Origin of the sequence: [Collinsella] massiliensis (genome assembly GCF_002161605.1) — a bacterium.
Taxonomy (GTDB): Bacteria; Actinomycetota; Coriobacteriia; order Coriobacteriales; family Coriobacteriaceae; genus Enorma.
In genome coordinates this window covers 76,719-88,405 of record NZ_NFIE01000005.1, presented here as the reverse complement: position 1 = coordinate 88,405, position 11,687 = coordinate 76,719, and the positions used below count along the sequence as shown (strand labels likewise).

Annotated in this window: 12 protein-coding genes and 1 tRNA gene; all 13 read left to right on the top strand. The window is 67.8% G+C overall.

Annotation, left to right across the window (positions count from 1 at the left end):
• The first annotated feature begins 124 nt into the window (after positions 1–124).
• Positions 125–1,471, top strand: coding sequence for an RNA polymerase sigma factor RpoD (rpoD, locus tag B5G02_RS03125; RefSeq protein WP_094335142.1), 1,347 nt, complete (start codon positions 125–127; stop codon positions 1,469–1,471).
• A gap of 342 nt (positions 1,472–1,813) precedes the next feature.
• The gene (locus B5G02_RS03120; protein ID WP_094335141.1) at positions 1,814–2,923 is read left to right on the top strand and encodes a hypothetical protein; all 1,110 of its coding nucleotides are present in this window, start codon (positions 1,814–1,816) and stop codon (positions 2,921–2,923) included.
• 82 nt (positions 2,924–3,005) lie between these two features.
• Positions 3,006–3,080 (top strand) — tRNA-Asn (locus B5G02_RS03115).
• Positions 3,081–3,419: 339 nt separating this feature from the next.
• Positions 3,420–4,001, top strand: a complete 582-nt coding sequence (gene pyrR / locus B5G02_RS03110; RefSeq protein ID WP_019238636.1) for a bifunctional pyr operon transcriptional regulator/uracil phosphoribosyltransferase PyrR — start codon at positions 3,420–3,422, stop codon at positions 3,999–4,001.
• Positions 4,002–4,005: 4 nt separating this feature from the next.
• On the top strand, positions 4,006–4,950 hold the full coding sequence (locus B5G02_RS03105; protein WP_094335140.1) for an aspartate carbamoyltransferase catalytic subunit: 945 nt from the start codon (positions 4,006–4,008) through the stop codon (positions 4,948–4,950).
• Positions 4,934–6,223 carry a dihydroorotase gene (locus B5G02_RS03100; protein ID WP_094335139.1) on the top strand — a complete coding sequence of 430 codons (1,290 nt, stop codon included), beginning with the start codon at positions 4,934–4,936 and terminating at the stop codon, positions 6,221–6,223. Before B5G02_RS03105 ends, B5G02_RS03100 begins: the two co-directional genes overlap by 17 nt.
• A 169-nt stretch (positions 6,224–6,392) precedes the next feature.
• Entirely contained in the window at positions 6,393–7,160 is a 768-nt protein-coding gene (locus B5G02_RS03095) for a dihydroorotate dehydrogenase electron transfer subunit (RefSeq protein ID WP_094335138.1), read from the top strand.
• A complete protein-coding gene (locus B5G02_RS03090; protein WP_094335137.1) occupies positions 7,160–8,083 on the top strand; it encodes a dihydroorotate dehydrogenase in 924 nt (307 codons plus the stop codon). The genes B5G02_RS03095 and B5G02_RS03090 overlap by 1 nt, the downstream gene beginning before the upstream one ends.
• Positions 8,077–8,796, top strand: coding sequence for an orotidine-5'-phosphate decarboxylase (pyrF, locus tag B5G02_RS03085; RefSeq protein ID WP_094335136.1), 720 nt, complete (start codon positions 8,077–8,079; stop codon positions 8,794–8,796). The genes B5G02_RS03090 and pyrF overlap by 7 nt, the downstream gene beginning before the upstream one ends.
• A 210-nt stretch (positions 8,797–9,006) precedes the next feature.
• Positions 9,007–9,315, top strand: coding sequence for an integration host factor, actinobacterial type (mihF, locus tag B5G02_RS03080; protein WP_019238630.1), 309 nt, complete (start codon positions 9,007–9,009; stop codon positions 9,313–9,315).
• A gap of 1 nt (position 9,316) precedes the next feature.
• The gene (gmk, locus tag B5G02_RS03075) at positions 9,317–9,886 is read left to right on the top strand and encodes a guanylate kinase (protein ID WP_094335135.1); all 570 of its coding nucleotides are present in this window, start codon (positions 9,317–9,319) and stop codon (positions 9,884–9,886) included.
• A gap of 6 nt (positions 9,887–9,892) precedes the next feature.
• The gene (locus B5G02_RS03070; protein WP_019238628.1) at positions 9,893–10,195 is read left to right on the top strand and encodes a DNA-directed RNA polymerase subunit omega; all 303 of its coding nucleotides are present in this window, start codon (positions 9,893–9,895) and stop codon (positions 10,193–10,195) included.
• 3 nt (positions 10,196–10,198) lie between these two features.
• Positions 10,199–11,428 (top strand): tRNA uracil 4-sulfurtransferase ThiI, encoded by a 1,230-nt coding sequence (gene thiI / locus B5G02_RS03065; protein ID WP_094335134.1) that lies wholly within the window; start codon positions 10,199–10,201, stop codon positions 11,426–11,428.
• The last annotated feature ends 259 nt before the right edge of the window (positions 11,429–11,687 follow it).

Here is an 11,687-nt window from a genome sequence, read left to right as displayed (position 1 = left end):
GTTGCCGCCACGGGTATTTGTCGAAAGCTGGGCGAATAATTTTCCTGGCTACATATTCCCACGTACTGGGTATAGAGAGCTGTGTTAAAGTAATGAGTCCCGTGGACTGAGGAAGGGAGCTTTTGTGCCGAAGAAGACCGAGAAGAAGGATACCGGGCTCGATGCGTATATCAACGCGCTCGTAGACAGGGGCTCTGTATCCGGGTCTGTTTCCGAGGACGAGATCCAGATCGTCCTGAAGGACGTCGATATCGACGATGCACAGCTTACCTCTATCTACCGTTCGCTCCGTGACCGCGGCATCGAGGTGGTCTCCCAAGGGGAGTCCGACGACGACCTGCCGCTCGGCGCGGACGCCGGCTCCGACGACGACCTGGGCGTCGACGACCTCGACGGCGACCTGGATGACGAGAGCATCGAGGACCACGACATCAAGGTCGCCAAGATCGCCGAGTCCGAGATGGGTTCCGCGCGCAAGAAGAAGCCGCGCGCCCGCACGTCGCGCTCGCGTTCCCGCGTGCGCGGCATCGATGCTTCGACCGTCATGCTCACCGGCGACCCGGTGCGCATGTACCTCAAGGAGATCGGCAAGGTCGACCTGCTGACCGCTGCGGACGAGGTCGACCTGGCCATGAAGATCGAGGCCGGCCTCGACGCGACCGAGAAGCTCGAGGCCGCCGATCGCGGCGAGCTCGAGCTCACGCGCGCCGAGATGCGCCGCCTCACCCGCGTGGAGCAGGTGGGTCTCGACGCCAAGCAGGCGCTCATCAGCGCGAACCTGCGCCTCGTCGTCTCCATCGCCAAGCGCTACGTGGGGCGCGGCATGCTGTTCCTGGACCTCATCCAGGAGGGCAACCTCGGCCTCATCCGCGCGGTGGAGAAGTTCGACTACGAGAAGGGCTTCAAGTTCTCCACGTACGCCACGTGGTGGATCCGCCAGGCCATCACCCGCGCCATCGCCGACCAGGCGCGCACCATCCGCATTCCGGTGCACATGGTCGAGACCATCAACAAGCTCGTGCGCGTCCAGCGCCAGCTGCTGCAGGACCTCGGCCGCGACCCAACCCCCGAGGAGATCGGTGAGGAGATGGGCATCAGCGCCGACCGCGTGCGCGAGATCCAGAAGATCTCGCAGGAACCCGTCTCACTCGAGACGCCCATCGGCGAGGAGGAGGACTCCCAGCTCGGCGACTTCATCGAGGACTCCCAGGCGGTCGTCCCGCCCGATGCGGCGAGCTTCTCCATGCTCCAGGAGCAGCTCTCGCAGGTGCTCGACTCGCTCGCCGACCGCGAGCGCAAGGTCATCGAGCTCCGCTTCGGCCTCGTCGACGGCAACCCACGCACGCTCGAGGAGGTCGGCCGCGTGTTCGGCGTGACGCGCGAGCGCATCCGCCAGATCGAGAGCAAGACCTTAGCGAAGCTCCGCCATCCGAGCCGCTCGAGCAAGCTCAAGGACTACATCGAGATGTAGGCGGCGACAGCCTTCCCATATGCGCCTATCCGGGCGGCTCGGGCATCTGCGCCCGGGTCGCCCGTCGTTTTTGCGCCGATCGCGTCCCGGCAGCAAGGAGGACAGGCGCCCCTGTGGAATCTCGGTGGAGCGTTTCGGCATGCAGATACCAGTGGTTCAGACGGCGCGTTTTTACACGTGCCGCCCCACCTGGCGCATCGCGCATGTGCCAGCCGGGTGTCAGGTTCGCGCCAAGGTTTCTGCAAGAAGGAGCGGGAAAGCGGTTGGATGCGCGTGAGATGCTCCGAGCACGGGAAGGCCGGCTCCCGCATGCGCGGGCGGCCTCGATTGCAAGGAGGTCCCATGATCATCTGCGATGGTTCCGCGCTCGATTGGTGGCGCACGCCCGAGGACGTGCGCATGCGGCAGGTGACCGAGGAGGATCTCGCGCGCCTGCCGGAGGACGGCCGGTTGAGGGATTGCTGCACGATTCCGCTCCGCCGCAACGCGAACGAGGCCGTGCGCGCGGTGCACGCCAGGCTCCTCGGTGACCTGAAGGGCGTCAACCTGCCCGTGCAGGCGATCTGCCGTCCGGGGGAGCGGGACACATTGAGCCATATCCTGTACGCGCGGCGCTCGTATCGGGAGATTCCGGCGCGCTATCTCCACGACATCGGGGGCGGCCTTGCCGTGACCGCCCCTGCGCTCACGGTGCTCCGCTACGCGAACAACCTGAGCCTCCTCGAGAGCATCGAGCTCATGTACGAGTTCGCGGGCACGTACGGGGTCTGGTGGCCGACGAGGCGCGCCCGCGCTGCGCAGTTCCTGCTCGCGGAGAACGCGCGGGCGCAGCACCCGCGCCCCGCCCTCGAGGAGCCCGAGGTGTACGAGCGCCCGCCGCTTCTGACCATCGGGGAGCTCGAGCAGGCCGTGGCGGATTTCCCGGGTATGTGCGGCGTGGCGATGACGCGCAGGGCGGTGCCGTATGCGCGCGCCGGGGCCGCCTCGCCCTTCCAGGCGCGGCTCGACATGCTGCTCACGCTGCCCGTGCGTGTAGGGGGCCTCGCGTGGCCGCGGCCTGAGCTGAACGCGGCAATCGAGCTCAGCCCCGAGGCGCAGGCGCTCGAGCGCGAGGAACGCTGCCGCGGCGATTTTGTCTGGCCGGAGCGCAGGGTGGCGCTCCTCGTGCGCGCGCCCGACGATGGTGGGGGAGCGGCAGGCCCCGCCGCGATGGGGGAGTTCGCCGCGCAGAGCGGCCGCGCTCGGGCGATCGAGGCGATGGGCTACACGGTCTTCGAGGCCGCGCCCGAGCAGGTGGTGGACGGGGATGCGCTCGAGGCGCTGCTCTCCAAGATGGCGCTCACGCTCCAAGCGCCGCTGCCGGCGCGCCCGCATGAGCCCAAGCGCGACTGGGACACCCTCGTGAAGCGCCTCTTCAAACCTCTGCCGCGGCCGAGGCCCCGGTGGTTCTAGCCGCGGGAACTTTTTTCGAAAAATCCCCTTGCCATCCGTCGAGAAGTTTGTATACTAATTTCTGTTGCTTGCGAGCAGCCATTCCTCGGTAGCTCAATGGTAGAGCACGCGGCTGTTAACCGCGCTGTTGTAGGTTCGAGTCCTACCCGGGGAGCCATTGATTTCAAGAGACCCTGCCAGTCCCCCTGGCAGGGTCTTTTCGTATGCGCCAAGCCCTTCGCGCGATGCGGAGTCGGAGGGCAAAATATGCAGGCATCGAGATTTTTGATTCATGTTGCCCCCTCGCCGAGAACCCCGGCGGTGCCGGCGCGCTTCCGTGCTACACTAGGCACGACCTTTAAACGTGGTACGAGATACCCGCAAGGAAGCACATAGCACCCAGCTCAAGGAGCTGGCTTTTCTTCGGGATGTCCGTGCCGCGCGGCGGTCGGGCATCTTTTTCTTTGCCTCGGCGGGGCATATGCATCCGCGGGCATCGATGGAAGGAAGGAGTGCGATGGGCACGAAGCCTAAGGCGGTCATCATGGACGAGACCGCCATCAACCGCGCGATCACGCGCATCGCGCACGAGATCCTCGAGCGGAACGAGGGAACCGAGAACCTCGCGCTCGTGGGCATCGTGACGCGCGGCGACCTGCTTGCCAAGCAGCTCGTCGAGAAGATCGAGGAGATCGAGGGGGTGCGCGTGCCGCTCGGTAGCCTCGACATCAGCTTCTACCGCGACGACTACCTCACGAACCTCGCGCCGGAGATCCATGCCACGCACATCCCGTTCGACGTCGACGGCAAGCGCATCGTGCTCGTCGACGACGTCCTCTACACCGGCCGCACCATCCGTGCCGCGCTCGACGCGGTGATGGACCTCGGCCGCCCCGCCGCCATCGAGCTGGCCGTGCTCGTCGACCGCGGCCATCGCGAGCTCCCCATCTGCCCGGATTTCGTGGGCAAGAACGTTCCGTCCTCGCACGAGGAGAACGTGCGCCTGTATCTCAAGGAGGTCGACGGCCGTTCGTCCGTCGAGATTTTCGATGTGGAGCCCGGCGCCCGCGTGGGTTCCGCCCCGCTGGGAGGTGAGTAGGCTCATGGCGTTCAACCATAAGCACCTGATCGATATCACCGAGTACTCGGATACCGATATCATGACCATCCTCGAGACCGCCAAGGCGTTCTCCGAGGTGAACGAGCGCGCCATCAAGAAGGTGCCGACGCTCAAGGGCAAGACGATCGTGAACATGTTCAACGAGCCCTCGACGCGTACGCGCAGCTCCTTCGAGCTCGCCGAGAAGCGCCTCTCGGCTGACAGCCTGAACTTCGGCGGCTCCTCCACGAGCACCGTGAAGGGCGAGAGCCTCATCGACACCGTCATGACGCTCGACGCCTACAAGATCGACTGCATCGTCGTGCGCGACAAGCACGCGGGCGCCCCCTACATTATCACCCAGCACAGCCCCGCGGCCGTCATCGACGCCGGCGACGGCAAGCACGGCCACCCCACGCAGGCCCTGCTCGACCTCTACTCCATCTGGAAGCGCAAGGGCTCCTTCGAGGGCCTCAAGGTGGGCATCGTCGGCGACATCGCGCACTCCCGCGTGTGCGGCTCGCTCATCCCCGCGCTCAAGATCATGGGTGCCGAGGTCACGGTCGTGGCCCCGGGCACGCTCATCCCCGCCGCGCCCGAGGTGCTCGGTGCCGACCATGTGAGCTACAGCCTCGACGACGTCCTGCCCGAGCTCGACGTGGTCTACATGCTCCGCATCCAGCGCGAGCGCCTGGAGGGTGCGCCCTTCCCGAGCCTGCGCGAGTACCATGAGCTCTTCGGCCTCACGAAGAAGCGCGAGCCGCTCATGAAGCCCGACGCGATCATCTGCCACCCCGGCCCCATCAACCGCGGCGTGGAGTTCGATTCCTACATGGCGGACCACCCCGAGCGGTCCGTGATCCTCGACCAGGTGTACGCAGGCATCTGCGTGCGCATGGCTGCCCTGTACCTGCTGCTTGGAGGTGCCGACAATGGCCTTTCTGCTTAAGAGCGCGCACGTCGTCGACCCGGTCGCGGGCATCGACGGCGTCGTTGACGTGAAGATCGACGGCGACAAGATCGCCGAGGTGGGCGAGAACCTCTCCGCCGAGGGCTGCGAGGTCATCGACCTTGCGGGCAAGGTGCTCGTCCCCGGTCTCGTGGACATGCACGTGCACCTGCGCGAGCCCGGCTACGAGCACAAGGGCACCATCGAGAGCGAGACCCGCGCGGCCGCGAAGGGCGGCTTCACGGGCGTGTGCTCCATGCCCAACACCGACCCCGTGACCGATAACGGCACGGTCATCGAGTACGTGAAGTCCGTCGCCGCCCGCGAGGGCCACTGCCGCGTGTACCCGTCGGGCGCCTGCTCCAAGGGCCTCAAGGGCGAGATCATCGCCGAGATGGGCGACATGGTGGCGCACGGCGCCGTCGCGTTCACCGATGACGGCCGCGGCGTCCAGGGCGCGGGCATGATGCGCCGCTGCATGGACTACGGCAAGATGTTCGGCAAGGTGTTCATGAGCCACTGCCAGGACGAGGACCTCGTGGGCGACGGCCAGGTGAACGAGGGCGTCGTGTCCACGCGCCTGGGGCTGCTCGGCTGGCCCGCGGAGGGCGAGGAGATCCAGATCGCCCGCGACATCGCGCTCGCGCGCCTCACGGGGGCGAAGCTCCACATCCAGCACATCTCCACCGCGCGCGGCCTCAAGCTCGTGCGCGCCGCCAAGGCCGAGGGGCTCGACGTGACCTGCGAGGCCACGCCGCACCACCTCTTCCTCACCGAGGACGCGCTCGACGGCACGTACGACACGCGCCTCAAGATGAACCCGCCGCTGCGCACCGCCGCGGACGCCGAGGCGCTCATCGCCGGCGTCGTCGACGGCACCGTGGACGCCATCGCGACCGACCACGCGCCCCACGCCGCCTGGGAGAAGGCACGCGAGTTCGAGCTCGCCCCCTTCGGCACCACGGGCATCGAGTGCGCGCTCGGCCTCGTGCTCACCAAGCTCGTGGAGACGGGCACCATCGACTACGCCCGCATGGTCGAGCTCATGAGCGTGAACCCGCGTCGCATCCTGGGCGTCGAGCCCGCGAGCATCGCCGCCGGCTCCGTCGCCGACATCACGGTCTTCGACCCCGCTGCCACCTGGACGGTCGGCGCGGACGGCTACGAGTCCAAGGCCGATAACTGCGCGTTCGAGGGCGTCGAGCTCACCGGCCGCGCGACCGACGTCTTTGTGGGCGGCGTGCGCACGCTCGCCGACGGCGTCGTGTGCTAGCACGTTCCGTGCGATAATCACAGGCAGGCGCGGCCGGGATGCCGGTGGCGCCTGCCTTTTCGTCTCAGCGATGCGCTCGCGCGGCGCGGCTTCCCGCCCGGCAAGGGAAGCGCCCCGGCGTCCGCGCATCGGGTAAGGAGGGTCTATGCCAACGCCTTCACCGGCTCGCATGCACGATTTCGAGGTCGTGTCGAACGAGCCGATCGCCCGCGACATCTACGCGCTCACCATCCGCGCGCCCAAGCTCGCCGCGGCGATCCGTCCCGGCCAGTTCGTGAACATCGCCGTTCCCGGCAACGCGATGAGCCTGCTGCGCGTGCCCTTGAGCTATGCCTCCGCTAACCCGGAGGCGGGCACGGTCGAGCTGTGGTACGCCGTGGTGGGCGACGGCACGCGCCGCCTGGCCCAGATGCCCGCCGGCAGCCGCTCCGACCTGCTCGGCCCCGGCGGCAAGGGCTGGTCGGTGCTCGAGGGCTGCGAGCGCGCGCTCCTCGTCGCGGGCGGCATCGGCGTGCCGCCGGTGCTCTGCCTGGCCTATGAGCTCGCTGCGCGCGGCATCGCGTTCGATGTGTGCCTCGGTGCGGCGACCGCGGAGTCGCTCGTGGGCGAGCGTGAGTTCCGCGAGCTCGGCGCGGGCGAGGTGCGCGCGTGCACCGATGATGGCACGGCGGGCTACCACGGCTTCTGCACCGACCCGGCCGCCGAGCTCCTTTCGCAGGGCGGCTACCAGTATGTCGCCACGTGCGGCCCCGAGCCCATGATGGCGAAGGTCGCCGATGCGGCCGGGCAGGCTCAGGTATACTGCGAGGCCTCGCTCGAGCGAATGATGAGCTGCGGCTTCGGTGCCTGCTCCACCTGCGCCGTCGAGACCGTGAACGGCATGAAGGGCGCCTGCATGTGCGGCCCCGTGTTCGATGCGAAGGAGGTCGTGTGGTAATGGGCGATGTCTCCATGGCCGTCGATTTCGCCGGCATCCCGCTCAAGAACCCCATCAACACCGCAGCCGGGACGTTTGGCCAGGGCTGGCAGTTCCAGAACTTCATGGACGTCTCCGAGCTCGGCGCGATCACCACGAAGGGGTGCGCCGCCGAGCCCTGGGCGGGCAACCCCAAGCCGCGCATGACCGAGGTCCCGGGCGGCATGATGAACTCCGTGGGCCTGCAGAACCCCGGTGTCCGCGCCTTCGCCGAGGAATCCGGCCCCTACCTCGCTGACCTCACGGCGAAGGGGACGGCCGTCATCTGCCAGGTCGCCGGCCACTCCGTGGAGGAGTACGTCGCGGCGCTCGAGCTCTTCGACGAGCTCTGCCCGTGGGCGGCTGCGTTCGAGCTCAACGTGAGCTGCCCGAACATCGCCTGCGGCGGCGCTGCCATGGGCTCGACCCCCGAGGGCGCCGCGGAGGTCATGCGCGCCTGCCGTCCGGTCACCAAGAAGCCGCTGCTCGTGAAGATGGCGCCCGTGCGCCTGCCCGAGATCGCCCGCGCGCTCGAGACCGAGGGGGCAGACGGCCTCACGGTCATTAACTCCATCCCCGGCATGGCGATCGACGTTCACACGCGCCGCTCCAAGATCTCGCGCCCCACGGGCGGCCTCTCCGGCCCGCTTCTGCACCCCATCGCCGTGCGCATGGTCTGGGAGGTCTGCCAGGCGGTGGACATCCCCGTGTGCGGCGTGGGCGGCGTCATGACGGGCGAGGACGCGGCCGAGTTCATCCTCGCGGGCGCGACCTCCGTGGCCGTGGGCATGGCGAGCTTCATCGACCCGGCGGCCTCCGCGCGCGTCCTGCACGAGCTCGAGGCATGGGCGGCGTCCCAGGGCGTGAAGAGCATCACCGAGCTGATTGGAGCCTTCGAATGCTAGAGCAAGAGGCGCGCGAGCGCATCATCGTCGCCCTCGACTGCGGCCGCGAGGAGGCGCTCGCGCTCGCGCAGGCGCTCTCCGGCCACGCGCGATGGCTCAAGGTGGGCATGACGCTCTACTACGCGGAGGGCCCCTCCATCGTGCGCGCCTTCCGCGACCTGGGGTTCAAGGTGTTCCTCGACCTCAAGTTGCACGACATCCCGCACCAGGTCCGCGGCGCCGCGCGCTCCGCGGCCCTCGCGGGCGCCGACCTGCTCTCCGTCCACGGCCTCGGGTCGGGCGCCATGCTCGCCGCCGCGCGCGAGGGCGTGGAGCAGGCTGCCGCCGAGACGGGAGGGGAGCGCGCCCGCCTCGTGGCGATCACCGTGCTCACGAGCATGGACGAGCAGGCGCTCGCCGAGGTCGGCATCACCTGCCCCATCCCCGAGGAGGCCGCGCGCCTGGCAGGGCTCGCCCGCGCGAACGGCATCGACGGCATCGTGTGCTCGCCCCAGGAGGCGGCCGCCATGCGTCAACTGTTAGGTGAGGACGCGCTCATCGTGACCCCGGGCGTGCGCCCGGCCGGCGCCGCGCTCGGCGACCAGAGTCGTGTGGCCACGCCTGCCTCGGCAATCGCCTCGGGTGCGAGCCATCTCGTCATCGGCAGGCCCATCACCGGCGCGGACGACCCGGTCGCCGCGTACGAGGCCATCGTGGACGAGCTGACCGCGTAGTCCCCGGCTCCCTCAATCACGCCCTGAAGCAGGGGAATCTTCGCGGTCGTTCTGTGAATATGCAGGTCGCAGCCCCAAAGATTCCCCGTTGCACTTGAACTTTGCCACGGTATCGATTAACGTATCACGATGGTTAAACGCCTGCTCATGCGCAGCATGAGGCGAAAACCGTTCATTTGTCTGTATCAACCTTGAATGTAGGAGGTTCTAATGGCGCTTCCCCAGCTCACCGATGAGCAGCGCAAGGCCGCTCTCGAGAAGGCCGCCGCAGCCCGCCACGCCCGTGCCGAGCTTCGTGAGAAGATCAAGAAGGGTGAGGTCTCCCTCGAGTCCGTCCTGAACTCCGATGATCCCATCGCGTCCCGCATGAAGGTCTCCACCCTCATCGAGTCGCTCCCCGGCTACGGCAAGGCCAAGGCCGCCAAGATCATGGACGAGCTGGAGATCTCCGCCACCCGCCGCGTCCAGGGTCTCGGCGTCCGCCAGCGTGAGCAGCTGCTCGCCGCCCTCACCAAGTAAGTTGGGCGAAGCGACGTCAAAGCTCTTCGTCGTCTCAGGGCCGTCAGGTGCCGGAAAGGGTACGCTCGTCGCGCGCGTCCGCGCGGAGCTCCCGAATCTGGGCCTGACGGTTTCCGCTACCACGCGCTCCCCGCGCGCGGGCGAGGTCGACGGGACGAGCTACTACTTCCTCACGCCCGATGAGTTCCAGCGCCGTGTCGACGCGGGCGAGTTCATCGAGTGGGCGCACGTTCACGGCAACTGCTACGGTACGCTGAAAAGCGAGGTCGAGCGCAATCTTTCTGCGGGGTCCTCGCTCATCCTCGAGATCGACGTGCAGGGCGCCCTCCAGGTGCGCGAGCGCATGCCCGAGGCGGTGCTCATCTTCATCAAGCCGCCCTCGCTCGAGGTGCTCGCCGAGCGCCTGCGCGGGCGCGGGACCGAGACCGAGGAATCGCTGGCGCTGCGCCTGGCGAATGCCGAGCGCGAGCTCGCGCTCATCGACCGCTACGACGAGGTCGTCGTGAACGATGACCTCGATGAGGCGGTTCGCGCGCTCATCGGTATCATCAAGAACCATGAAAGGAGCTGAGGCTCCATGTCCGTCATCAAGCCTCATATCGACGACCTGCTCGAGCAGACCGATAACAACCGGTTCCTCCTCGCTTCGCTGGCGTCCAAGCGCGCCTGCGACATCAACAACATGCTGCGCGGCCAGCATGCGCGCGTCCTCTCCGTCCAGGACGTCGACGACATCACCATCGCGCTCTCCGGCAAGGACGCCATCTCTATGGCCATGGAGGAGATCGCCGACGGCGACATCTCCTACGACCACGACAAGTTCGAGGCCGCCCTCGGCCACCAGCCCGCGGAGTACGAATCCGCCGGTTCCGTGGAATAGCGCATGGCGAGCCGCGTCTGCCTGGTCCACTACCACGAGGTCGGCCTCAAGGGGAAGAACCGGGCTCACTTCGAGCACATCCTCATCGATACCATCAAGGCGGCCTGTGCCGCCTTTTCCGTTGCGACCTGCGCGCGCATCTCCGGTCACATCCTCGTGACGTTCTCCGAGCCGGGCGATGCCGAGCGCGCGTTCCCCGTCATCTGCCGGGTGCCGGGCGTCGCCCGCGTCTCGCTCGCCTTCCATACCAACCGGGAGCCGGGCGAGTACTGCCGCGCCGCGATCCGCGCCCTCGGCGAGGTTGCGTCGTTCGAGAGCTTCAAGGTCGCGGCGAAGCGCTCGAACACCGACTACCCGCTCGGGTCGCTCGAGCTCAACGCGCAGGTGGGGGAGGCGCTCTGCGAGGCGTTCCCCGACAAGCGCGTCCAGATGCACAAGCCCGATGCCGTCGTGCACGTGCTCGTGGTGCAGGGGAGCGTGTACGTGTACGCCCGCTCCGAGCGCGGCGTGGGAGGCCTTCCCGTCGGCAGCGCCGGCAAGGTCGTGACGCTGCTTTCCTCGGGCATCGATTCGCCCGTCGCCACCTGGCTGCTCGCCCGCCGCGGCGCGGTGTGCGTGCCCGTGCACTTCTCCGGGCGCCCGCAGACGGCGGACACGAGCGAGTACCTGTGCCAGGACATCATCCGCGCCTATGCGCCCGCCATCCAGATCGGCCGCCTGTACGTGGTCCCGTTCGGCGACGCCCAGCGCCAGATCGCGCTCGCGTGCCCCACGAGCCTGCGCGTCATCATGTACCGCCGCGTGATGTACGCCGTGGCGGAGCGCATCGCGCGCCTCGAGGACGCCAAGGCCATCGTCACGGGCGAGTCGCTCGGGCAGGTGGCGTCCCAGACGCTCGAGAACATCGCCGCGGTGAACGAGATGGTGTCCCTTCCCGTCCTGCGCCCGCTCATCGGCTCCGACAAGCAGGAGATCATCGAGCGCGCGCACGAGATCGGCACCTACGACATCTCCTGCGAGACGGCGCCCGATTGCTGCACGCTCTTCATGCCGCGCGCGCCCGAGACGCACGCGCGCCTCGAAGCGGTGCACGAGGCCTGGGATGCCTTCGACCACGACGCGATGATCGAAGAGCTCGTCGCATCCGTCGAGTACATCGATTTCCCGAGCTCGTCGTACCGGCCGGGCAAGCCGGTGCGCGAGCGGCACGAGGTGCTCGCCCCGCGCGGATGATCGACAGAGAGGGTACGTCTTGACGGCGGCCGTCCCGCGCGAGGGCGCATGGGGCGGGCGCCGTTTTGCGTGCGCGGCGCTCTTGCCCGTTGGCGCACTGGTATGCATATCGTCAGATTCTGTTCGCGGGAATCGATCGGTTATCGCGGCATCTACCTTGGTCTTTGCGCAAGCGGGTGCCGAAGCGGCCACATTCGGTGCATATCCGGGTGCTCTTGTGCCAGATTGCTGCCAGGTTTCTGCAAGGTCGTGCGGGAGA

Bases quoted from the DNA above. Each gene is read 5' to 3' on its own strand.
- B5G02_RS03100 (WP_094335139.1), top strand. From the start codon at position 4,934: ATGGCCTTTCTGCTTAAGAGCGCGCACGTCGTCGACCCGGTCGCGGGC.
- B5G02_RS03120 (WP_094335141.1), top strand. From the start codon at position 1,814: ATGATCATCTGCGATGGTTCCGCGCTCGATTGGTGGCGCACGCCCGAG.
- mihF (WP_019238630.1), top strand. From the start codon at position 9,007: ATGGCGCTTCCCCAGCTCACCGATGAGCAGCGCAAGGCCGCTCTCGAG.
- thiI (WP_094335134.1), top strand. From the start codon at position 10,199: ATGGCGAGCCGCGTCTGCCTGGTCCACTACCACGAGGTCGGCCTCAAG.
- B5G02_RS03095 (WP_094335138.1), top strand. From the start codon at position 6,393: ATGCACGATTTCGAGGTCGTGTCGAACGAGCCGATCGCCCGCGACATC.
- B5G02_RS03070 (WP_019238628.1), top strand. From the start codon at position 9,893: ATGTCCGTCATCAAGCCTCATATCGACGACCTGCTCGAGCAGACCGAT.
- pyrF (WP_094335136.1), top strand. From the start codon at position 8,077: ATGCTAGAGCAAGAGGCGCGCGAGCGCATCATCGTCGCCCTCGACTGC.
- pyrR (WP_019238636.1), top strand. From the start codon at position 3,420: ATGGGCACGAAGCCTAAGGCGGTCATCATGGACGAGACCGCCATCAAC.
- B5G02_RS03105 (WP_094335140.1), top strand. From the start codon at position 4,006: ATGGCGTTCAACCATAAGCACCTGATCGATATCACCGAGTACTCGGAT.
- B5G02_RS03090 (WP_094335137.1), top strand. From the start codon at position 7,160: ATGGGCGATGTCTCCATGGCCGTCGATTTCGCCGGCATCCCGCTCAAG.